The organism is Halomonas sp. HMF6819 (assembly GCF_044335525.1).
Lineage (GTDB): Bacteria > Pseudomonadota > Gammaproteobacteria > Pseudomonadales > Halomonadaceae > Vreelandella.
On the sequence record NZ_JBIQVY010000002.1, the window covers coordinates 253,034 to 271,498 of the forward strand.

21 protein-coding genes and 1 pseudogene are annotated in these 18,465 nt (G+C 58.8%); 9 read left to right on the top strand and 13 right to left on the bottom strand.

All coding sequences use genetic code 11. The features are described 5' to 3' along the window. Window positions 1–88 precede the first annotated feature (88 nt). From ACGLWX_RS07120 to ACGLWX_RS07130, 3 genes are read right to left on the bottom strand one after another with little or no spacing between them, the layout of a single operon-like run. Window positions 89–982 carry a LysR family transcriptional regulator gene (locus ACGLWX_RS07120; RefSeq protein ID WP_396238529.1) on the bottom strand — a complete coding sequence of 298 codons (894 nt, stop codon included), beginning with the start codon at window positions 980–982 and terminating at the stop codon, window positions 89–91. Further along, complete coding sequence (locus ACGLWX_RS07125; RefSeq protein WP_396238531.1) at window positions 979–1,302, bottom strand: hypothetical protein; 324 nt, start codon at window positions 1,300–1,302, stop codon at window positions 979–981. Before ACGLWX_RS07125 ends, ACGLWX_RS07120 begins: the two co-directional genes overlap by 4 nt. Next, entirely contained in the window at window positions 1,299–1,919 is a 621-nt protein-coding gene (locus tag ACGLWX_RS07130) for a TetR/AcrR family transcriptional regulator (RefSeq protein WP_396238533.1), read from the bottom strand. The genes ACGLWX_RS07125 and ACGLWX_RS07130 overlap by 4 nt, the downstream gene beginning before the upstream one ends. A gap of 249 nt (window positions 1,920–2,168) precedes the next feature. Between ACGLWX_RS07130 and ACGLWX_RS07135 the strand changes: the two are divergent. Further along, window positions 2,169–3,326, top strand: a pseudogene (locus tag ACGLWX_RS07135) (MFS transporter). 88 nt (window positions 3,327–3,414) lie between these two features. On the opposite strand, the gene ACGLWX_RS07140 reads toward ACGLWX_RS07135, so the two are convergent. Then, a complete protein-coding gene (locus ACGLWX_RS07140; RefSeq protein WP_396238534.1) occupies window positions 3,415–4,146 on the bottom strand; it encodes an SDR family oxidoreductase in 732 nt (243 codons plus the stop codon). Window positions 4,147–4,269: 123 nt separating this feature from the next. On the opposite strand from ACGLWX_RS07140, the gene ACGLWX_RS07145 reads away from it, so the two are divergent. Together ACGLWX_RS07145 and ACGLWX_RS07150 are read left to right on the top strand one after the other, a co-directional pair. Beyond that, window positions 4,270–5,160: a LysR family transcriptional regulator gene (locus tag ACGLWX_RS07145; protein WP_396238536.1), complete on the top strand. Its 891-nt coding sequence runs from the start codon at window positions 4,270–4,272 to the stop codon at window positions 5,158–5,160. A gap of 46 nt (window positions 5,161–5,206) precedes the next feature. Continuing rightward, window positions 5,207–5,494: a DUF808 family protein gene (locus ACGLWX_RS07150; RefSeq protein WP_396238538.1), complete on the top strand. Its 288-nt coding sequence runs from the start codon at window positions 5,207–5,209 to the stop codon at window positions 5,492–5,494. Window positions 5,495–5,624: 130 nt separating this feature from the next. On the opposite strand, the gene ACGLWX_RS07155 is transcribed toward ACGLWX_RS07150, so the two are convergent. Beyond that, complete coding sequence (locus ACGLWX_RS07155; protein WP_396238540.1) at window positions 5,625–5,999, bottom strand: GFA family protein; 375 nt, start codon at window positions 5,997–5,999, stop codon at window positions 5,625–5,627. Between the two features lie 246 nt (window positions 6,000–6,245). Further along, entirely contained in the window at window positions 6,246–6,986 is a 741-nt protein-coding gene (locus ACGLWX_RS07160) for an SDR family oxidoreductase (protein ID WP_396238542.1), read from the bottom strand. 97 nt (window positions 6,987–7,083) lie between these two features. On the opposite strand from ACGLWX_RS07160, the gene ACGLWX_RS07165 reads away from it, so the two are divergent. After that, on the top strand, window positions 7,084–7,983 hold the full coding sequence (locus ACGLWX_RS07165) for a LysR family transcriptional regulator (protein WP_396238544.1): 900 nt from the start codon (window positions 7,084–7,086) through the stop codon (window positions 7,981–7,983). Here ACGLWX_RS07165 and ACGLWX_RS07170 read toward each other — a convergent pair. The 3 genes from ACGLWX_RS07170 to ACGLWX_RS07180 form a co-directional block, all read right to left on the bottom strand. After that, window positions 7,980–8,822 carry a hypothetical protein gene (locus tag ACGLWX_RS07170; RefSeq protein WP_396238546.1) on the bottom strand — a complete coding sequence of 281 codons (843 nt, stop codon included), beginning with the start codon at window positions 8,820–8,822 and terminating at the stop codon, window positions 7,980–7,982. The two genes, ACGLWX_RS07165 and ACGLWX_RS07170, sit on opposite strands and share 4 nt — an antisense overlap. A 78-nt stretch (window positions 8,823–8,900) precedes the next feature. After that, window positions 8,901–9,761 carry a hypothetical protein gene (locus tag ACGLWX_RS07175; RefSeq protein ID WP_396238548.1) on the bottom strand — a complete coding sequence of 287 codons (861 nt, stop codon included), beginning with the start codon at window positions 9,759–9,761 and terminating at the stop codon, window positions 8,901–8,903. Window positions 9,762–9,819: 58 nt separating this feature from the next. Further along, window positions 9,820–10,671 carry a hypothetical protein gene (locus ACGLWX_RS07180; protein ID WP_396238550.1) on the bottom strand — a complete coding sequence of 284 codons (852 nt, stop codon included), beginning with the start codon at window positions 10,669–10,671 and terminating at the stop codon, window positions 9,820–9,822. 9 nt (window positions 10,672–10,680) lie between these two features. On the opposite strand from ACGLWX_RS07180, the gene ACGLWX_RS07185 reads away from it, so the two are divergent. Both ACGLWX_RS07185 and ACGLWX_RS07190 read left to right on the top strand, forming a co-directional pair. Next, window positions 10,681–10,809: a hypothetical protein gene (locus tag ACGLWX_RS07185; RefSeq protein WP_264297466.1), complete on the top strand. Its 129-nt coding sequence runs from the start codon at window positions 10,681–10,683 to the stop codon at window positions 10,807–10,809. 75 nt (window positions 10,810–10,884) lie between these two features. Next, entirely contained in the window at window positions 10,885–11,832 is a 948-nt protein-coding gene (locus ACGLWX_RS07190) for a DUF808 domain-containing protein (RefSeq protein ID WP_396238552.1), read from the top strand. Window positions 11,833–11,912: 80 nt separating this feature from the next. Here the strand turns inward: ACGLWX_RS07190 and ACGLWX_RS07195 are convergent, their stop codons facing one another. Beyond that, window positions 11,913–12,644 carry a YoaK family protein gene (locus ACGLWX_RS07195; protein ID WP_396238554.1) on the bottom strand — a complete coding sequence of 244 codons (732 nt, stop codon included), beginning with the start codon at window positions 12,642–12,644 and terminating at the stop codon, window positions 11,913–11,915. A gap of 707 nt (window positions 12,645–13,351) precedes the next feature. On the opposite strand from ACGLWX_RS07195, the gene ACGLWX_RS07200 reads away from it, so the two are divergent. Genes ACGLWX_RS07200 through ACGLWX_RS07210 form a run of 3 tightly spaced genes read left to right on the top strand, consistent with a single transcriptional unit; the run spans window position 13,352 to window position 16,920 of the window. Then, window positions 13,352–14,494, top strand: a complete 1,143-nt coding sequence (locus ACGLWX_RS07200) for a GGDEF domain-containing protein (protein WP_396238556.1) — start codon at window positions 13,352–13,354, stop codon at window positions 14,492–14,494. A gap of 22 nt (window positions 14,495–14,516) precedes the next feature. Then, on the top strand, window positions 14,517–15,671 hold the full coding sequence (locus ACGLWX_RS07205; RefSeq protein ID WP_396238558.1) for a GGDEF domain-containing protein: 1,155 nt from the start codon (window positions 14,517–14,519) through the stop codon (window positions 15,669–15,671). A gap of 52 nt (window positions 15,672–15,723) precedes the next feature. Then, complete coding sequence (locus ACGLWX_RS07210) at window positions 15,724–16,920, top strand: diguanylate cyclase (protein WP_396238560.1); 1,197 nt, start codon at window positions 15,724–15,726, stop codon at window positions 16,918–16,920. Window positions 16,921–16,950: 30 nt separating this feature from the next. Here the strand turns inward: ACGLWX_RS07210 and ACGLWX_RS07215 are convergent, their stop codons facing one another. The 3 genes from ACGLWX_RS07215 to ACGLWX_RS07225 form a co-directional block, all read right to left on the bottom strand. Next, window positions 16,951–17,265 (bottom strand): DUF6482 family protein, encoded by a 315-nt coding sequence (locus tag ACGLWX_RS07215; RefSeq protein WP_396238562.1) that lies wholly within the window; start codon window positions 17,263–17,265, stop codon window positions 16,951–16,953. A gap of 14 nt (window positions 17,266–17,279) precedes the next feature. Beyond that, the gene (locus tag ACGLWX_RS07220) at window positions 17,280–17,495 is read right to left on the bottom strand and encodes a DUF2945 domain-containing protein (protein ID WP_396238564.1); all 216 of its coding nucleotides are present in this window, start codon (window positions 17,493–17,495) and stop codon (window positions 17,280–17,282) included. 267 nt (window positions 17,496–17,762) lie between these two features. Beyond that, complete coding sequence (locus tag ACGLWX_RS07225; protein WP_396238566.1) at window positions 17,763–18,443, bottom strand: type 1 glutamine amidotransferase domain-containing protein; 681 nt, start codon at window positions 18,441–18,443, stop codon at window positions 17,763–17,765. Window positions 18,444–18,465 lie beyond the last annotated feature (22 nt).

Consider the following 18,465-nt stretch of genomic DNA (forward strand, 5'->3'; position numbering starts at 1 on the left):
GTGATGCTGGCGTCCAGGAAAGCCATGGCGGCGTGGAAAACCTGCGCCGCCGGGGGCAGCGGCGATCAAATCGTGTCGCAAGGCTGGCTTATGGGTCGATATAGGCCGCGAGCTCTTCGGGCTCACCCGAGGGAAAGGCGCTCTTCAAGTGGGTCAAAAAGGCGGAAACCCGCGCATTGAGCAGTCGGCGCGACGGGTAGAGCGCCCACAGGTCGATCGCCGGGCCGTGGACGTCGCCCCAAGCGATGAGCCTGCCCGCCTCGAGGTCCCGGCTGACCAGCGACAGCGGCAGCAACCCCGCGCCGGCACCGGCGCGAACCGCATCGCGCATCATCGTCATCGACGAGAGGCGCAGAACGGGCCTAACGTCGACCCGAGCCGTGGTGCCGTTGGACGTCAGCTCCCAGGTCGAGACCGGCGGGCCACCGGCGCGCACCACCGCGGGAGCCGCTTGATCAACCGCCGGTTTGGGGAGTTGCGAGCTTGCCACCGCGACCAGACGGTCATGCAGAAAGCGGCGTCCGTACAGGCGTTCGTCCTCTTCGGGATTTACTCGAATCACCAGGTCATAGCCTTCGTCGATCATCTCGACCGGGCGGTCCTCGGAGGTGACCTCGAGCTGCACCTCCGGGTAGGCCAGGGCGAACTCCGCCGCCAGTCGGCCCATAGCCAGCTGGCAGAACAGCAGCGGGGCGCTGATGCGCAGCCGCCCCCGGGGCCGGTCGCCGCCGGAGGCGATGGCGAGCATGGTTTCATCGAGCTCGGCCAACAGCGTGCCCGTGCGCTCGTGAAGCGCTTTTCCCTCCTCGGTCAGTGTTAGCCGGTGCCCGCCGCGCTCGAACAGGCGTAGCTGCAGGCGGCGCTCCAGCTCGGCCACTCGCCGTGAAAGCGTCGCCTTGGGCCGGCCACTCGCCCGCGCCGCGCGCCCGAACCCGCCGTGGCGCGCGACGAGATTGAAATCCACTAGCTCAGACAGGTTCATGACGGGGACAGATTCATGGCGGTGTTCCAGAAAGGATACGAGGTTTTCGATTCTAGCCTTGACGCGCCGCTGATGAAACGAGGCGCGTGGCAGGTAGGCCGCCTCGGGGCCTCTCGATGTTGGCGCGGGGCAAGGTCGATCATGGCCACCGTCAGCGAAAGCGGGCGGTCGACCGAGCGGGCGTAAAGATTCTGCGCGCCAGGTGGCCACATGATCCGAGTGTCATCGATGAAGTAGCGATAATAGACAGACTCTCGAACGTTGATCCGGACCTCGGTCAGCGTACCGTGAAGCCGAGCGGTGGTGCCTCTCTGCCTCATTGCCGCTCGTGGCGTGCGGCGTCCCACAGCTTCATGAGTTCGGTAATAGAGGCATTGAAGACCGATATTTTGACGCCGTCTCTCGCTGATATCGACACACCCAGCAAAAAGCTACTGAACGGCGTACCCATGGCCTGGGCATCGGTTTCTTTCGAGAGCTCGCCCATCGCAATGCCACGCTCAACGCAGCGTACAAAACCAGCGTGAGTACGCGCACGCGAGACGGCCAAGGGCTTTGTAATATGAGCATGCTCAGGTTTTGAGGCGCTTATGGTGCCCAGGGCCACCATGCAGCCTTTTGGATGTCCCGCTTCGCACTGCATTTTCGTCGAACGACGTAGCGTCAGTTCGACCGCTTCTCTGGGCGGTATTTCATCGTCCCATAGAGCGTCCGTCACTCGGGCATAGCTCTCCAGGTAACACTGCACCGCCTCTTGAAACAAGGCTTCCTTAGAGCCAAAAGCGGCATAGAAGCTTGGCGCAGAGATGCCGCCGCCTATCAGAGCCTTGAGCTGGCTTAAAGACGTTGTCTCGTAACCCTGCTCCCAGAAAAGGTGCATCGCCTGCTCGATGGCTTGCTGTCGATCAAACACTCTGGGGCGTCCCATCTGTGCCATTTCGAACTCCCTTGAGTCACTCACTATAAATGACTTATATACTACTCGATACAAAAGTCCTTGGTGATAAATGGCCCGCCGCCACATATTTGTACCGATCGATACATATGTTTCGATGGATGCTCTGGGCACCTGCTTCCCAGGGTTAAACGTCATCTTCAAAAGGGTATTTTTGTGGCCTACTCCTCTACTCAAGCGGAATCGGCATCGTCCGATAAGTTTCCCATTTCCGTCCTGCTGGCGCTGGCCATGACGGGCTTTATCTGCATCGTGACCGAAACGCTGCCGGCGGGATTGTTGCCTCAAATCAGTAACGGCCTCGGGGTCAGCCAGTCGTTGGCAGGCCAGATGGTGACGGCGTATGCGCTGGGGTCGATGTTGGCGGCAATTCCTTTGACGATTGCGACACGCGGCTGGCGGCGGCGCAATGTGCTGCTGCTCACCATCGGGGGGTTCTTCGTTTTCAACTCGGTCACGGCGCTGTCCAGTAGCTATGGCCTGACGTTGGTTGCCCGCTTCTTTGCCGGCGTTGCCGCCGGGCTGGCCTAGAGTCTTCTCGCGGGTTATGCGCGGCGTATGGTGGCGCCTCATCAACAGGGGCGTGCCATGGCCGTGGCAATGGTCGGCATCCCCGTGGCGTTGTCGCTCGGCGTGCCGCTTGGCACCTACATGGACTCGGTCGCCGGCTAGCGTACCGCTTTCTGGGTGATGTCTGCTTTGACACTGGTGCTGGCGGTATGGGTAATGGCCAGGGTTCCCGACTATCCCGGCCAGCCGAAAGGTGAGCGTATGCCATTGCGAAACGTCTTTACGACCCCGGGCGTGCAGCCAGTGCTTGCCGTGGTCATCACATGGATGCTGGCTCACAATATTCTCTACACCTACACTGCGCCGTTTGTGGCGGCCACGGCACTCGGCGAACGGGTTGATCTGGCGCTATTGACCTTTGGCGTTGCATCGCTTGGTGGTATCTGGATGGCCGGCAATCTGGTGGACAGCCATTTGCTCACCACGGTGCTGACAAGCCTGGCTGTGTTCGCAATCACCGCGTTCATTTTCGGTGTCAACACGCAAAGCGCCGTGGTCGTCTTTATCGGCATTGTGGTGTGGGGGATTACCTTCGGCGGTGCTTCCACCTTGATGCAAACCGCGCTTGCCGATACGGCTGGAAGTGGCGCGGATGTAGCGCTTTTCATGAATGTGGTGGCATGGAACGGCGCGATTGCGGGCGGCGGCGTCGCTGGCGGTAGGCTGCTTGATGCGTGGGGTGTCAGCGTCTTCCCCTGGTCGCTGGTGGTCTTGCTTGTTATGGCCTTTATCGTCGCTTGGGGGGCGCGTTCCCATGCGTTTAAACCGGGGCCCCGAGCGGGAGAAACCCAAGGCGAGTCTGATGTGAGTAGCGCTTGATAGGGGGGCGTTTGGTTTAGAAACTCGGTGATGGCTCGCCTGCCGTGGGCTTTATCGAGCGCTCTAGCCCCCTCTTGTGATAAAGAACCTAGTTGGGTGACGCAGTAGAGCGGATCGTGATTTCCGAGGTGTCGACGTTCGCAGGCGCTTCGATGAGCTGCCGGACGGCGCGAGCGATATCGAGAGGTTGAAGCGCAATCGCACGGTACTCATCCATGAAGCCGGCCGTTTCAGCATGGGTGATGGTCGAGGCCAGTTCGCTCTCCACGACGTCCGGGTTTACACAGGTGACGCGGATATTCGGGGTCTCCTGGCGCAATCCATCGGAGATAGCGCGCACGGCGAACTTGGTGGCGCAGTAAACGGCGGCGGTGGGAACGGCCCTGAGTGCGCCAATCGATCCGATATTGATGATCTGGCCTTCAGCCTGACGCTCCATAAAGGGAAGTACGGCACCGATGCCCCACAGCACTCCCTTGATGTTGACATCGACCATACGCTCCCACTCATCGAACTTGCCTGCCGACAGCGGCGAAAGAGGCATGATACCGGCGTTGTTGATCAGCACATCGATACGTCCAAAGCAATCCATTGCGTGCTGAGCGAACGCTGCCATGGCGTGGCGATCGGTGACGTCCAGCGCGCGTGCCTCGGCGACGCCACCCTGTGCGCGAATCTCTGAGGCGATGCCTTCGAGATTCTCCAGACGGCGAGCACCCAGTAACACTCTGGCGCCGGCGGCGGCCAGTTCGCGTGCCATTCCTTCACCAATGCCGCTACTTGCGCCTGTGATCAATACCACCTTGTTTTCGATACTCATGGTTTTTCTCCTCTGGTGTCCATGCCGGGTATCACGCGTTACCCGTGGGTCACGAAGATATAGCGCTACCGTGTTAAGTAGAATATGTTCAATGCTTTACATATCGGTTAGCTGGATTGACCAATGAGCCAGAATCTCAATCTTTTGAAGATGTTCATTGCCGTGGCGAAAGCGAATAACTTTCGCGCCGCGGCAGATCAATTGGGCATGACGCGCTCGGCGGTAAGCCAAGGCGTTCAAAAGCTCGAAAGCACGCTGGGCCGGCCGCTTTTCAATCGAACGACGCGAAGTGTCCGCCTCACCGAAGAGGGGGCGCGCCTGTATCGGGAAATCGAGGGCCCGCTGGAGGAAATAGCCTCAGCGCTGGACGTCGCGCTGGATAGCCCGGAATCGCCCCAGGGCACGTTGAAAGTAACCGCGACATCGATTGCGGAGCGGTTTCTGTCGGGGCCGCTGATTGCCGATTTTATCGAGCGCTACCCGGGTATTACCCTGGATATAGTGGTCAGTGATGAAGCGTTCGATATCGTGACGGCAGGTTTCGATGCCGGCATAAGACTTGGCGAGGTGATCGAACAGGATATGATCGCGATCCCTCTGACCGGCAAGCAGCGGCAAGTCGCGGTCGCTTCGCCTGATTACCTGGCTCGCCATGGCTCTCCAGCGCACCCTGGTGAGCTGATACGTCATCGCTGTATCGGCTGGCGCTTGCTTCCCGAAACGGCCCCCTACCGCTGGGAATTCGAGCGCGATGGAAGCGCCTTCGATGTCGCCGTCAACCCCCAGGTGACCACCAACGATATGCTATTGATGATCCGAACGGCGCTGGCCGGTGGGGGCATCACGTTTGGGATGGAGGAGACCTTTCTGCCCTACATCGAACAGGGCCAGCTAGTCCCGATTCTCAACGAATGGCTGGCACCCTTCACCGGCTTTTATCTTTACTACCCCAGCCGGCGTACGGTCACGCCCAGGCTTCGCGCCTTGATCGACCACATCAAGCAGTATCGATAGAGGGCACTCTGAGCGCGTAGGCCAAGCCGAGCGCTAACGGCCGATCGTGAAGAAAATCGCGTTGGGCTCGATTCGCACCAAACTGCTGAGCACTCTGCCGGTGGCGCTGTTGTTGACCCACTTTCTGCCCATGCGGCTGGTAATTATATTGATGCTGGGCGGCATCTACCTGGCGTTCGAAGATGCGGAAAAGGTATGGGACCGGCTGAGCGGGGCGAAGGAAGACGAGACGCCCGCGGTTATGAAGGGACCGGAGGCCATCGCGCTGGCAGGCACCGTGGCGATGCTCTGGGTCGACGGGTATATTCTGCTGGTCAACCTTGGGAATCAGTAAGCGGCTTTCTCACAGTTGTCCTGATAAAGCGCCCGGATTCGGTACCTGAAAGAGCATAGTTCCCGCACACTCCATAACCCTTATTGACTTGCGCCAGGTTAGAGATCTCGGCCGCTGCTTGGTTAGGCGTTCAAACCTTTCGATCCCGATCGAATCGCTCTACCTCAGGAAAGGGCGGCAACCACGCTTCACGGCGCAGGGTCCAAACCTCATAGCTTGGGTGCAACTGGTTCGGCGCGTCAAGGGCGCCCAGGTGAATCTCGATTTCCCCTTCGCTAACCGAAAATACCGAGGAGCCGCAGGTTGGGCAGAAATAGCGGCCCTGGTAGCTTTTTGGTTCGCCTTCGATAGTGACGGCTTGCCTTGGATAGTCCGCCGCGGCGTAGAAAAGCGCGCCGTGGTGCTTGCGGCAATCCATGCAGTGGCAAATGCCCACTGCCAGTGGTTTACCACTGGCGGTGAAACGCACCTTGCCGCACAAGCAGCCACCGGTTAGTTGCTTCATCGCTGAACTTCGAAAGAGTCATCGGATACCCCGTGATTGAATAACACCATTTTCTAATCTCTTTTTATATATGAAAGAGTCATGGTTCTATGATCGAGTTTTACCATCATCAACAGCGGTTCGTTAACACTTTCGAGCAGTTGCCCAATTCGCCATATTTCAGGTTCTTGAAAACGAGGAGAGCGCTTGCGAGGTGCGTTGCTACCGAGACATGACCATAACCCGCCCGTGAAACCGGCCGCATGGTTACCGCTTGAGCAGCCCGCCATCGACCACGTATTGGCTCCCCGTCACGAAGGAGGCGTCGTCGGAAAGCAGGAAGGTGGCCACTGCAGCCGCCTCATTGGCGGTGCCGATGCGGGTCAGAGCGAGCTGGGATGCCACGTTCGTCTCGAAGGCCTTGCGCGATGCAGCCGGCATGAAATCACGAAAGCGGGTGTCGATGGGGCCGGGAATCAGCGTATTGACTCGAATGTTCCTTGCCCCCAGCTCGGCGGCCCAGCCGCGCACGAGGGCGACCAGGGCCGCCTTGGCCGCGGCGTAAAGGCTCGTGGCGGGGGCGCCTTCGTAAACGGAGGTGGAGCTGGTGATTACGACCGAGGCGCCCTCGCGCAGGTGATTGGCTAGCGCGGCCATCTGAAGTACCGGGCCTTTCAGGTTGGCGCCGATGATCTGGTCGAACGCTGCCGGCGTGATCTCTTCGACGTGACAAAGGCGGGCAACGCCGGCATTTAGCCAGAGTCCATCCAGGCCTTCCTTTTCTGCCGCCAGGGCGGAAAGCGACTGAGCGTCATCGGGCGCGGCGGCGTCGTTGTGCAGCACCGTGGCGTTGTTCGGCAACTGCTGGCGAAGCGTTGCCAGTCTGGCTGCATCGCGCCCCGTGGCGATCACTTCGCCACCTTCCGAGGCGATGCGCCGGGCTCCCGACCGTCCTATCCCGCTCGTGGCGCCGGTCACGAGGATGCGCTTTCCAGCAAAACGATTCATGTGGGTACCTCCTTCTTGAAAAAAGGCACTCTATCCGCTTTCCGGCGATAGGTTTATACCGCACAATCGATACGCAAAATGATGAAATGGATGCATGATGCGCGGTCGTCACCTTTATCAGCTCAAGGCGTTCTGCGCCATCGTCGAACAGGGCAGCTTCGCCCGAGCGGCGTCGCACCTTGGTCTTCCCGCCTCGGCGCTGAGCCAGATTCTCAAGGACCTCGAGGCACGCTTGGACACCCGGCTGCTCAATCGAACGACGCGCAGTGTGTCGTTGACCGAGGCCGGGCGAGGAATGTTCGAACAGGCCGAACCTGCCTTTCGCGCGCTGGAAAACGCGGAAAGCGCCGCCACCGCGGCCCAAGGGCGCATTGTCGGCCGAGTGCGTCTAAACGCTACGCGCATAGCGGCAAAATGCTACCTGGCACCGATGCTCGCGAGCTTTCTTGCCGATTATCCCGATGTACAGGTGGATATCGTGGTCGAGGAGCGATTGGCGGATGTGGTCGCGGGCGGGTTCGATGCCGGGGTCCGGCTCGGCGAAAGGCTGCATCAGGACATGATCGCGGTGCCGCTCAGCGGTGATCTGGAAATGAAGGTGGTGGCCTCGCCCGGCTATATCGAGCAGTTCGGTGCGCCTTCCCATCCCCGTGAGCTCGAGCAGCACCGATGCCTGTGCTTTCGCAATCCGAGCGACGCGTCGCTCTATCGCTGGGAGTTCGAGCAGGGCGACACGCGGTTCGAGATAGCGGTGAACGGCCCAGTGATCGTTGACGAGCCTTCGATGTTGCCGGGCATGGCGGCCAAGGGGACGGGCATCGCCTATCAGTTTGCTCATCAGGTCGACCCCTTTCTGAAAAGCGGTGAGCTGATCCAGCTGCTCGCCGACTGGACGCCGCCGTTTCCGGGATTCTACATCTACTACCCCAGCCGCCGACAGCACCCGCCCGCTTTCCGCGCATTTCTGGACCACGTGCGCCGCATCGGCACCGGCTAACCCTTCAGTCTCTCCTCGTGCGGCGTATCGTCGTAATCCGGGCTCAGCCATTTGCGCAGCGTGTGGTAGCCCTTGATCACCGCACAACAGATCAGGCCGGTGACGATAAAATAGCCAACGAGCGCCAGGAGAAACGCGATAATGGAGCTGCGAGCCACCAACGTGAGCACAAAAGGCTGCATGATGACCAGGAGCGTGAGCGCTACCCAAAGGCCCATCCCCAGGGCCCATTTGAGCTGATAAAAGAGCAGGAAGTAGCGCCCGTATTTCGCAAGCGCCCCGTGAATATTGATGTAGGGCGAATAGTTCAGCACGACGGCGTAGCCCGATGGCTGTCGCTTGAGCGTTTTGGGGGTCCAGCGTGCAAGAAACGCGTGTACCTTTTGGCGCGGGGCAAGGTCGATCATGGCCACCGTCAGCGAGACTGGGCGGCCGACCGAGCGCACGTAAAGATCCCGCGCGCCAGGTGGCCACATGATCTGAGTGTCGTCGATGAAGTAGCGATAATAGACAGAGCCTCGAACGTTGATCTGGACCTTGGTCAGCGTGCCGTGAAGCCGAGTGGTCGTGCCTCTCTGCCTCAGCGCCTGCCTGAGCCCGAGTGCGATGAAAAGTGCGCCAGCGGCAAGGAAAAAAAGGCTCAGCAGCAGCATGAAAAGGCCGGCCAATTCCGGTAAGCCCAGTGGGTCGACCACCAGCGCTGCGGGCAGCGCCAGGCCGAGCAGCCAACAAAGCCCACCGAACAGCAGCGCCACCCATTTAAGCGCGACCAGGCGAAGGTAAACCGTGCGCACATGGGTTGTTTCCAAAGCCGTCAGGGGGCGGGCGTTGTGATTCAAAAGAACTCCTGATGATCTAAAGCGGGGTGATGACGAGACAGTCAGGCTAAAACGGGGCGCTTTGCTGGAAGGCGGCGCTTACCCCTTCAGCTTTTCCTCGTGCGGCGTATCGTCATACGCCGGATTCAGCCACTTGCGCAGCCCCTGATAGCCGCGAGCGATAAAATATGTCAACGCGACGCTGCCAATGCCCCACCCCAGAATGATTGCGAGCATCGTGACGTGGCTTTGCCCCACCAGCCAGTCGGTCGTGACCGGATGCAGAGAGGGCAGCAGGAAAAGCGCGACGAACAGACCGATGACCGCTGCCACCTTGAGCTGGTAGCGCAGCAGATAGTAACGCCCGTACTTGGTAAGCGCGCCGTGAACGTCGATCACGGGCGGGCACTCGAGCACCACGCCCACGGCGGCAGGTTTCTTCTTGAGCGCTTCGATACCGATCCCCTCAAGCAGCGCCTTCAGCCCGGCCCGGCTTCGCATGTCGATCATGGCCACCGTCAGCGTGATCGTTTGACCCACCAGCGGCTTGTAGAGGCGCTCGGCCCCGGCGGGCCAGACAATTTGCTGGTCATCGATGAAATAGGTGTACACCGTATAGCGCCCGCCGCCGTTGCCTGCACTCGCCGTACGCGTCTTTTCGATCAGCCGGCCGCGCAGTTGCGCGGTGGTATGCCTGAGCGTGGCTGCCCGCCCCAAGCCATGGGCCATGATGAAAAGGGCGAGTGCCACCACGAGCAGATCCAGCAAGCCCATGAATATGATCAGGGCCAGGGGCGCGCGGATATCGTCGAACACGAAGGCGACCGGCAGTATCACGCTGAGCACGAGAAAGAAGCTGCCAAATAGCACTAGCAGCCATTTGAAGAACACCACGCGCAGATAGACCGTGCGGGCGTGGTGCTTTTCCAGAGCGGTCAGCGGGCGGATGTGGTTGCTCAAGCGGGGCTCCTTGTAAGTTTAAAGAGATGTTGGGGGCATGATGGCCAGCTGCCATCGCTTACCCCTTCAACCTTTCCTCGTGCGGGGTTTCATCGAAACTCGGGTCGAAGCGTCGGCGCAGCGCTTTAATCACTTTGCCTACAAGCAGAGTGATCATAAAAGCTCCCGCCACATAGCCCACAATAGCCAGCAGGCTCAGGAGAAAGTTGGTACGTACCAGAAAATGAGTCGTGGCGGGCTGTATTAGAATGAACAGGGACAGCGCCACGATAAAGGCGACGACCGCCGTCAAGCGGGCGCGATAGCGCAGCAAATAGCGGCGCCCGTATTGGGCGAGCGCGCCATGGATATGAATGGCCTTTTCATACTCGAGCACCACGCCCACCTGCTTGGGGCGTGCTCTGGCGGACCCGACCCACTTGCGCAGTCGCGCCCATGTGCTGCCATGGGTGATCTCGATTACCGCAACCTTCAACTCGATGTACTGGCCTTCCAGAGGATCGACGATGGCATCGGCGCCGGCGGGCCAGCGAAGCTCGATATCGTCGATGAAGTCGACGTAACGCGTATGGCCCACGCCGGTTACGGGGTTCATCTGCCGGCGGCGTTTGCGCACTAGCGTTCCCTGCAGCGCAGTGGCGGTGCTGGCGAGTGTGACGTGGTGCCGGGCGTAAAGGATCGCTAGGGTGCTAAGCGCTGCAAGGAGCAGAGTGGCCAACCCAATCATCATGATTTCTGAAAGCACCAGCCTCTTGCCATCGAGGAAGAAGGCAACGGGGAGTCCCAGACTAAGCAGTAGAAACACGCTGCCACCCATAAGGATCAACCCGTCCTGCAGCTTCAAACCGGTATGCACCGTGCGGGCGTGGTAGCGTTCGAGATCGCTGAGCGGACGGGATTGCTTGCCCACGAGGCCTCCATGGCGGTGTTGATGAGCGAGTCAGGGTATCAGAACGGCGGCAGCGGCGGCATGGGAACGGCGTCGCTCGTCGTAACCAACGATGAGTTTATCCAGCGGCCAGGGCGGCGCTTGTTTGAAGACGCTTAAGTCTATCGCGTCAGCCGCGCCCACTCGCGTTATGCTTGACGCATGGCATGTGCCCTTACAGACGGAGAACGCCCCATGATGGGTGGCTTGTTAGGCTTACTGGATGATATCGCCGCATTGGCGAAGCTGTCGGTGTCGTCGCTCGACGACGTGAGTACCGCCGCCGGGCGCGCCACTGCGAAGGCGGCGGGGGTGGTGGTCGACGATACGGCGGTGACGCCGCAATACCTGCAAGGGATCAAGGCCGAGCGCGAACTGCCGATCGTGAAAAAGATCGCGCTGGGCTCGATTCGCAACAAACTGCTGATCATTCTGCCGGTGGCGCTGCTGTTAAATCACTTCCTGCCCATGCTGCTGCCGATCATTTTGATGCTGGGCGGCACCTACCTGGCTTTTGAGGGCGCGGAAAAGGTATGGCACCGGCTGAGTGGGGTGGAGGAAGACAAGACGCCCGCAGTCATGAAGGGGCCGGAGGCCGAGAAACGCATTGTCAGCGGCGCCATTCGCACCGACCTGATCCTGTCCGCCGAAATCATGGTGATTGCGCTATCGACGGTGGCCCACCAGGGGTTCTGGTCGCAGCTGGTGAGTTTGATCGTGGTCGCGCTGGTGATCACCGTGCTGGTGTACGGCGTGGTCGCGGGGCTTATCCGCATGGATGATATCGGCTTAAGGCTTGCCCAGAAGGAAAGTGCGGCGATGAAGAAGCTGGGGCGGGGCATGGTCGCGGCCATGCCGAAAGTGCTGGCGGCTATCGCGCTGGTGGGTACCGTAGCCATGCTTTGGGTGGGCGGCCATATTCTGCTGGTCAACTTGGGGGCCGAGGGCGTGGGTTGGCTCAACGCGCCTTATGACTGGGTGCACCACATCGAACTCGACATCCGCGAATCCGCCGGCACCCTGGGCGGGGCGCTGGGCTGGAGTTTCAATACGCTGTGCTCGGCGATCATCGGGTTTGGCGTGGGGTCGGTGGTGGTGGCGATTATGCATATGGCGACGGGTCACAAGGCGCACGCCGAATAAGCGTAATGAGTCGCTCACCGCATAACCCAATGCCCGCCTTTACGGCGGGCATTGCACGCAAGGCCTGAACCCTGTGGGTATTATGAGCCTTCCACCTGGGCGCGTTTGACCACCATGAGCCGGCTGGCCGTGCGCACGGTCATCACGATGGCGCTGGCCGCTACCACGACCAGAAATAGCCCCAGCGCCAGCATCGCCTTGAAATCGAACAGATCGAACAGCAAGAGTCCGGCGATACAGCCGGAGAGAAACGAGAAGATCGTGGTCAGGTGCGTGTACAGCTGCTTGCGGGAAAAGCGCCGGTCGAGCGCCGCGTCCTGAGAGAAGCGCGATGAGATAAAAGAGCCCAGCGCGATGCCCGCATCGGTCAACGTGCCGGTGACATGGGTGGCGCGCACGCGGCCGTTGGAGAGCTGGGTCGAGGTGGCATTATGGACGCCCATCAAAAAGCCCAGCGCCAGCAGCACTTCCGAGTTGAAACGCGGCGAGTACATCAGAATCTCGAACAGCGAGACTGCGGCCAGCGCCGCGCCTTCTACCAGCAAAATCAGGCAAAAAATGGTCCTGATTCGTTGACCCAGCACCACGACGATGCGCGCCAGCATGCCGCCCATGACGAAGGCGACCAGCAGCGTGGCCAAAAACAGAAAGCCGTGCGTATCGGCGCTGGCCACTTCATCGGAGATCTGCGAGACGTTACCGCTCATATGGGAAGGGAGAAAACCGAAGGCGCCCAAGGCCATCGCGTTGAGAATGCCCGCTGCCGTCGCCAGTACCAGCGCCAGGTAGCGGTCCTCGGTGTGAGAGCGCACTTTTTTCTTCTTGATCAGCAAGGTAGACCTCCAACGTCCGTGTAGCAGTCACCTTTACGACGCCCCGGCGAAGGAATAGTTCTCGTTTGGGGACTAAGGTGAAAAGATACTGCGCCGTTGTTCCAATGAACTTCATCCAACCGTTCACGCCTCAGACAGCGCCGGCAGGCCCACTGCCGTCAAGCCACAAAAGTGCAGTCATGGCGCTAGGGCGCCAGGAAAAACGATATCAGCCCAACCGCAGTGATACTCCAAACAGTGAGGGGTGCGTGCGATTTAACGCGCGAAGAAGAGCGTCGTGACTTTTGAGTGGTTGAATGTTCGTTTATTAGCTACGCGCCTATAGGCTGTGCGCGGTTTAAAAACGATATGGTTTTAAAGCCGGATAGCCCCTCGCCGATAGGTAGCTATAACCAAAATTAATTCAGGCTCATAAGCTCCAAAAAAATCCGTAGGAACTGTTAAGCGTAAATAGTGTTGGGCCTTGTAGTGTGGATGAGCGTAAAGGGCATTCTGGAACAGGTAGCGCGGACTCGGTGGGCGTCTCTTCTTTGAAGCGGGGCGCGCTGCTTGCTTGTTCGCCATGGTTGATGAATTCCGGGTTTTGAAAAGCGCGGCGAATCGTCGCTTTATGGTCGATTATCTTGCAGTGAATGGGTGCCTATAGTGGATGGACGGTATGAGAGTCGAAAACGGGAAACCTTTAGATGCTGAGTAAGCTCCACAAAATCTGGTCGCTTGGCGCGGAGGGGAACCCCATTCAACTGCGTCGACAAATCGAGCTGTGTAATCAGCTGGGTTTGTTTGCGTTCGTCGTCTGCGCCATTTATCAGACCTTCTTCGTACTTTCTGATTTCGCTCTCTATAGCACCTTTTTCACCATCAACATGCTGTTTATGGGCGGTTACGTCTCGATTTTATGGATCAATCATCGGCGTTGGTACCTGGCGGCGAGACTCGCTTTTACCCTCGGGGTAATGGCGCACCTTTTCATTTGCGGATTCTACTTGAGTGTCGATGCCGGGCTGCCTCTTTTCTATATCACGTTGGCCGGGACGCTGTCGTTTCTGTTCCCCCGTGGCCAGTGGTGCCTCTCGATGAGTTTGACACTGCTAAGCGTGACACTTTTCGTGCTGGTGAACGTTTTATTTCCTTCCGGTACGGCTTATACGCCGGTGCTTCTACCTTGGGTCAATCTGCTGCACGGTTTTAGCGTTATAGGCGTTTTGTTGGTGCTGGGCACTCTGCTGTTCCACTACCGCCATCAGTTCGAGATCACCGAAAGCGAGCTTTTGATCAACAACCACGCGCTGGAAACGTTAAGCAATACCGACCCACTGACCGGGCTTGCGAACCGGCGGGTGCTAGATGAAACCTTAAGGCGTGAGTGGCTACAGCTCATGCGCCAGCCTGGGGCGCTTTCGGTCATCATGTGCGACGTGGATCATTTCAAACACTACAACGATCGCTTTGGTCATGGTGGTGGCGACCGGTGTCTGCAGCGCGTAGCGCTGGTGCTCCAAGCCGAGCTTGCCCGGCCGGCGGATCTTATCGTGCGCTACGGGGGAGAGGAGTTCGCGTTGGTGCTACCGGAAACTGACGAGCGAGGCGCGCGCTACGTGGCACATAAGCTTTGCCAAGCAGTTCGACGACTCGAAATACCCAACCCTGGTGCAGCTACCGGCTTTGTCACCGTCAGCGTCGGCGTATCGAGTATTCATGCGCTGAACTGCAAAGGCTTGAATGGGGAAGAGGGTGAGAGCCTGCTCAAGTGCGCTGATCAGGCGCTTTATCAGGCCAAGAGTCTTGGTCGCGACCAGGTCGTTTTTTTGGCGTACTCGGCAGAGTAGCGGCGCTTTAGGAGTGCAAGTAATGCTCGATAAATGGATAAAGCTAAGCGCCGTCAATACAAAACATTTGTCCGCCAAGCGCCAGCGTCAGATTCTGGTGTGTGATCAGCTGGGTATCTTTGCTTTTTTTACGCCTTTTCCTTACCAGTTTTTCTTCATTTTTTACGACCTCGCTTACTTTAGCGAGATGTTCGTCATCAATTGGATGTTCATGGCCACTTACGCGGCGGTGTTGCTGCTCAATCGTCGCGGCGAGTACGGGGCGGCACGCAACTTGCTCATGCTGTGCGTGAGCACTCACATGCTCGTTTCATCACTCATGTCAGGGGCCGGTGTAGGCGTCAACCTTTTCTTTTTTACTCAGGCCTCCGTGCTGGTGTTTCTGTTTCCCACGCTTCGCTGGATAGGGTTGATCGCCTGCCAGCTCGCATGCGGTGCGCTCTATCTCGGCACGCAGCTATTGTTGACGGCCGAGGTCGCGATTGCGCCGGTCCCCTATCCGTGGGTGGATGCCATGTACGTGTGCAGCGCATCTGGGGCGCTGCTGCTGATGGTAGTCCTGCTCAATATGTTTCGACGCCAGATCGAGAACACTGAAAAAGAGCTTTTGAAGACCAGCCAACTACTTCAGGTACGCTCGAGCACTGATCCGCTGACCGGGCTCGCCAATCGGCGCGCCCTCGATGAGGCCCTGCGCGCCGAGTGGCTGCGGCTCGCGCGTCACCCCGGTACGCTCTCGGTCATCATGTGCGATGTCGATCATTTCAAGGTCTATAACGACTATTTTGGTCACGATGGGGGCGACGAGTGCCTGCGTCAGATTGCTGGGGCGATCAAGGAGGCGCTCGAGCGTCCTTCGGATTTGGCCGTACGCTATGGCGGTGAGGAGTTCGCGGTCGTGCTGCCAGCCACCGACGAACAGGGCGCGCGATACGTGGGTGAAAAGATCAACGAAGCGGTGCGACGCTTGACCATCCCTAATCCTCGCGCGAAAGAGGGTATCGTGACCGTTAGCATAGGCGTGTCGAGTTCGACTTGCTTTAGCAGTACACATTTCGATCAAAGCGGCGAGCGTCTGCTCAGGTGCGCCGATCAGGCGCTTTACCTAGCCAAAAAAAACGGACGCGATCAAACGGTCTATATGGGCTGCCACTCGCTCGCTTGCAGAGTCCCTTGATCTTTTATTTTGCGCTGAAATTTTTTAGTTTTTCTTTTCCAAGGCGCCAGCAATGCTAAAGAAAGTCGAATGGGTTTGGGCGGCAGGTGTGGCCGGTAATACCGTGCAGCGGCGTCGCCAAATTGAACTGGCGAACCAGATAGGGCTCTTTGGCGCGGTAGCGACCGCCCCTTATCAACTGTTCTATTATTTCTACGATTTTGCCTATTTCTACGGCGTTTTTATCGCCAATATCGTTTTCACTCTGGGGTATCTATCAGTACTCGCCCTCAATGCAAGCCGGCGCTACGAGCTGGCGCAGCGAACGCTGTTGATCAACGTCAATATCCAGATGTTCGTCGTCACCGCGTTTATTGGGGCCGATGCAGGCGTCAATCTTTTTTACTTCACCATTGCCGCGGTACTGGTGTTCATGAACCAGCGCGGACGACGGCTATATATCGCACGCATGGCGCTTCTCGGAACACTTTATATGGCGTCGTACTTTCTGTTTACGCCGTCCAGAGCGCTATCGCCGGTCCCTGAACCTTGGGTGAACGTTATGTACGTTGGCAGTGGTGTTGGGGTGCTGACGCTATTGGGTATTTTTCTTTGTCTGTTTCGCCAGCAGATCGATCAAGCCGAGCGCGAGTTGATGATGTTGAGTCGCCATTTCAAAACGCTAAGCAATACTGACCCGCTGACAGGGCTTGCAAACCGGCGAGTGCTGGACGAGGCGTTGGAGCGCGAGTGGTCGCGGCTTTCACGAGATTCCGGGGCGCTCTCGATCATCATGTGCGATATCGATCACTTCAAGCGCTTCAACGACCGCTACGGTCACGACGCGGGCGATGAGTGCCTCAAGCGCGTCACCGCCGCTTTAAAGGAGGTGCTTTCAAGGCCCTCGGATCTGATCGCGCGCTATGGCGGCGAAGAGTTTGTCATCGTGCTGCCCAATACCGCCGCTCCAGGGGCGCTCCACATTGCCAGCCGGCTGTGCAAGGCGGTCGAAGCGCTTAAAGTACCTAACGAAGACTCGAGTACGAGTGCCTGGGTGACACTGAGCGCCGGCGTATCGAGCACTGACAACGCCGTAAAGCTGCGCGCAAGCGTTGGTGGTGGTGTGTTGTTAAAGGGCGCCGACCAGGCGCTTTACCAAGCCAAGACCAGCGGACGCAATCGAGCCGTTTACTTGCCATCTTCCACAGATACCCTCAAACCGAGCGGCGGTTTAAGGCAGCGCGCTAAAGAAAACGACGAGCGCTTTTGACGCTCGCCATTTTTTAGTGAGAAGCGCTTTCTACGCCCCAGAGTGCAGCGTCAGCGGTGTCTTGTGGGATTCCTGGTCGGCGTCGAGGCCGATCATTTCATCGTAGGGCACCTGCTGGACGAGATAGAGCGGCACGTTTTCCAGCCCGCCAGCTTCAGTTAGACGTTTTCGCGCGTCGGTAAGCGACTGCGGGCGTATGGGCTTGCCGTGGTGGTCGACTAATACATGCTCTTCGTCATCGTCGGTCATGGCGCGAAAGACGAACACGTCGCCTTCGTGAGATTCGATATGCAGTTCCTTGATACTCGACTGACCGGCAAGTTTTACGAACTCGTCGAACGTCATGATGGCCTCCTTGGCTACGCTTTCTTGATTTCGGTATGCAGTTTGAGAACGCGGCTGCCGTCCTCTTGCTTGATCAGATAAGCGGGGTTTTTCTCGCTGCCCTTGCGGGTCACCTCGCTGCCCTGAAGTTTGCGCGTCACTTTCTCGCAGTACTTTTTAGTGATCTGCCCCTCAGCCCAGTTGTCACCCCATTTCCATTTCACCCACTCGCGTTGCTTGAAATCCGCCATCGAAGAGATCCTCGAAAACTGTACGTTGTACAATTCTTGTACCTTTTGAGGGTTTTGGCAATGTCGAGTTCAATATGGGGCTTTTGTCAGGCGTACCGAGGTTGGAGTGGTCAAGTGAGCGAAGGTTGCACGCACAGTGCCGGTATTGCCGTAGAAACATAAAACCCCCTTCAGCCGTGGAGGTTGAAGGGGGCAGAAGTGCGCGGATCAATGCGTTATCGGGGCGCCGGGCGCATCGTTCTCAGTGCAAGGGGTTCAGCGTAGGGTTTAGCCCTTGAGCTTTTTCAACAGCGCCTCGGCGGTCGCCTCGGAAGAGCCGGGGTTCTGGCCGGTGATCAAAAGGCCGTCTTCCACCACGTAGGCGCTCCAGTCGTCGCCCTTGCTGTACTCACCACCTTTTTCCTTGAGCATGTCCTCGACCAGAAACGGCACCACCTTCGTGAGTCCCACGGCTTCTTCTTCGCTATTGCTAAAGCCGGTCACCTTGCGCCCGGCGACCAGCGGTTTGCCGTCGCTTCCGCGCACGTGGCGCAGCACGCCGGGGGCGTGGCACACCGCCGCGACCGGCTTGTCGGCGGCCAGGGCGTCTTCGATCAGGCGGGCCGAGGTAGCGCTTTCGGCCAAATCCCATAGCGGGCCGTGGCCGCCGGGGTAGAAGATCGCATCGAAACCGCTGACGTCGATATCGTTGAGCTTTTGGGTGTGGGCCAGCGCATGCTGCGCGTCAAGATCCTGCTTGAAGCGGTTGGTGGCATCGGTCTGGGCATCCGGCGCGTCGCTCGATGGGTCCAGCGGCGGCTGCCCGCCGGCGGGGGAGGCCAGGGTCAGCTCGGCGCCGGCATCCAGAAAGGTGTAGTAGGGTGCGGCCAGCTCTTCGAGCCAGAAACCGGTTTTGTTGCCGGTGGCGCCGAGTTTATCGTGAGAGGTCACGACCATCAGAATGTTCATCGCTGACTCCTTGCGCGGTCAA

What these genes read in the sequence shown, in the direction of transcription:
- ACGLWX_RS07160 (WP_396238542.1), bottom strand. Translation starts at nt 6,986, where the DNA reads ATGAATCGTTTTGCTGGAAAGCGCATCCTCGTGACCGGCGCCACGAGC.
- ACGLWX_RS07210 (WP_396238560.1), top strand. Translation starts at nt 15,724, where the DNA reads ATGCTAAAGAAAGTCGAATGGGTTTGGGCGGCAGGTGTGGCCGGTAAT.
- ACGLWX_RS07155 (WP_396238540.1), bottom strand. Translation starts at nt 5,999, where the DNA reads ATGAAGCAACTAACCGGTGGCTGCTTGTGCGGCAAGGTGCGTTTCACC.
- ACGLWX_RS07145 (WP_396238536.1), top strand. Translation starts at nt 4,270, where the DNA reads ATGAGCCAGAATCTCAATCTTTTGAAGATGTTCATTGCCGTGGCGAAA.
- ACGLWX_RS07190 (WP_396238552.1), top strand. Translation starts at nt 10,885, where the DNA reads ATGATGGGTGGCTTGTTAGGCTTACTGGATGATATCGCCGCATTGGCG.
- ACGLWX_RS07220 (WP_396238564.1), bottom strand. Translation starts at nt 17,495, where the DNA reads ATGGCGGATTTCAAGCAACGCGAGTGGGTGAAATGGAAATGGGGTGAC.
- ACGLWX_RS07215 (WP_396238562.1), bottom strand. Translation starts at nt 17,265, where the DNA reads ATGACGTTCGACGAGTTCGTAAAACTTGCCGGTCAGTCGAGTATCAAG.
- ACGLWX_RS07200 (WP_396238556.1), top strand. Translation starts at nt 13,352, where the DNA reads ATGCTGAGTAAGCTCCACAAAATCTGGTCGCTTGGCGCGGAGGGGAAC.
- ACGLWX_RS07125 (WP_396238531.1), bottom strand. Translation starts at nt 1,302, where the DNA reads ATGAGGCAGAGAGGCACCACCGCTCGGCTTCACGGTACGCTGACCGAG.
- ACGLWX_RS07130 (WP_396238533.1), bottom strand. Translation starts at nt 1,919, where the DNA reads ATGGCACAGATGGGACGCCCCAGAGTGTTTGATCGACAGCAAGCCATC.
- ACGLWX_RS07140 (WP_396238534.1), bottom strand. Translation starts at nt 4,146, where the DNA reads ATGAGTATCGAAAACAAGGTGGTATTGATCACAGGCGCAAGTAGCGGC.
- ACGLWX_RS07185 (WP_264297466.1), top strand. Translation starts at nt 10,681, where the DNA reads ATGGCGGTGTTGATGAGCGAGTCAGGGTATCAGAACGGCGGCAGCGGC.
- ACGLWX_RS07165 (WP_396238544.1), top strand. Translation starts at nt 7,084, where the DNA reads ATGCGCGGTCGTCACCTTTATCAGCTCAAGGCGTTCTGCGCCATCGTC.
- ACGLWX_RS07120 (WP_396238529.1), bottom strand. Translation starts at nt 982, where the DNA reads ATGAACCTGTCTGAGCTAGTGGATTTCAATCTCGTCGCGCGCCACGGC.
- ACGLWX_RS07205 (WP_396238558.1), top strand. Translation starts at nt 14,517, where the DNA reads ATGCTCGATAAATGGATAAAGCTAAGCGCCGTCAATACAAAACATTTG.
- ACGLWX_RS07225 (WP_396238566.1), bottom strand. Translation starts at nt 18,443, where the DNA reads ATGAACATTCTGATGGTCGTGACCTCTCACGATAAACTCGGCGCCACC.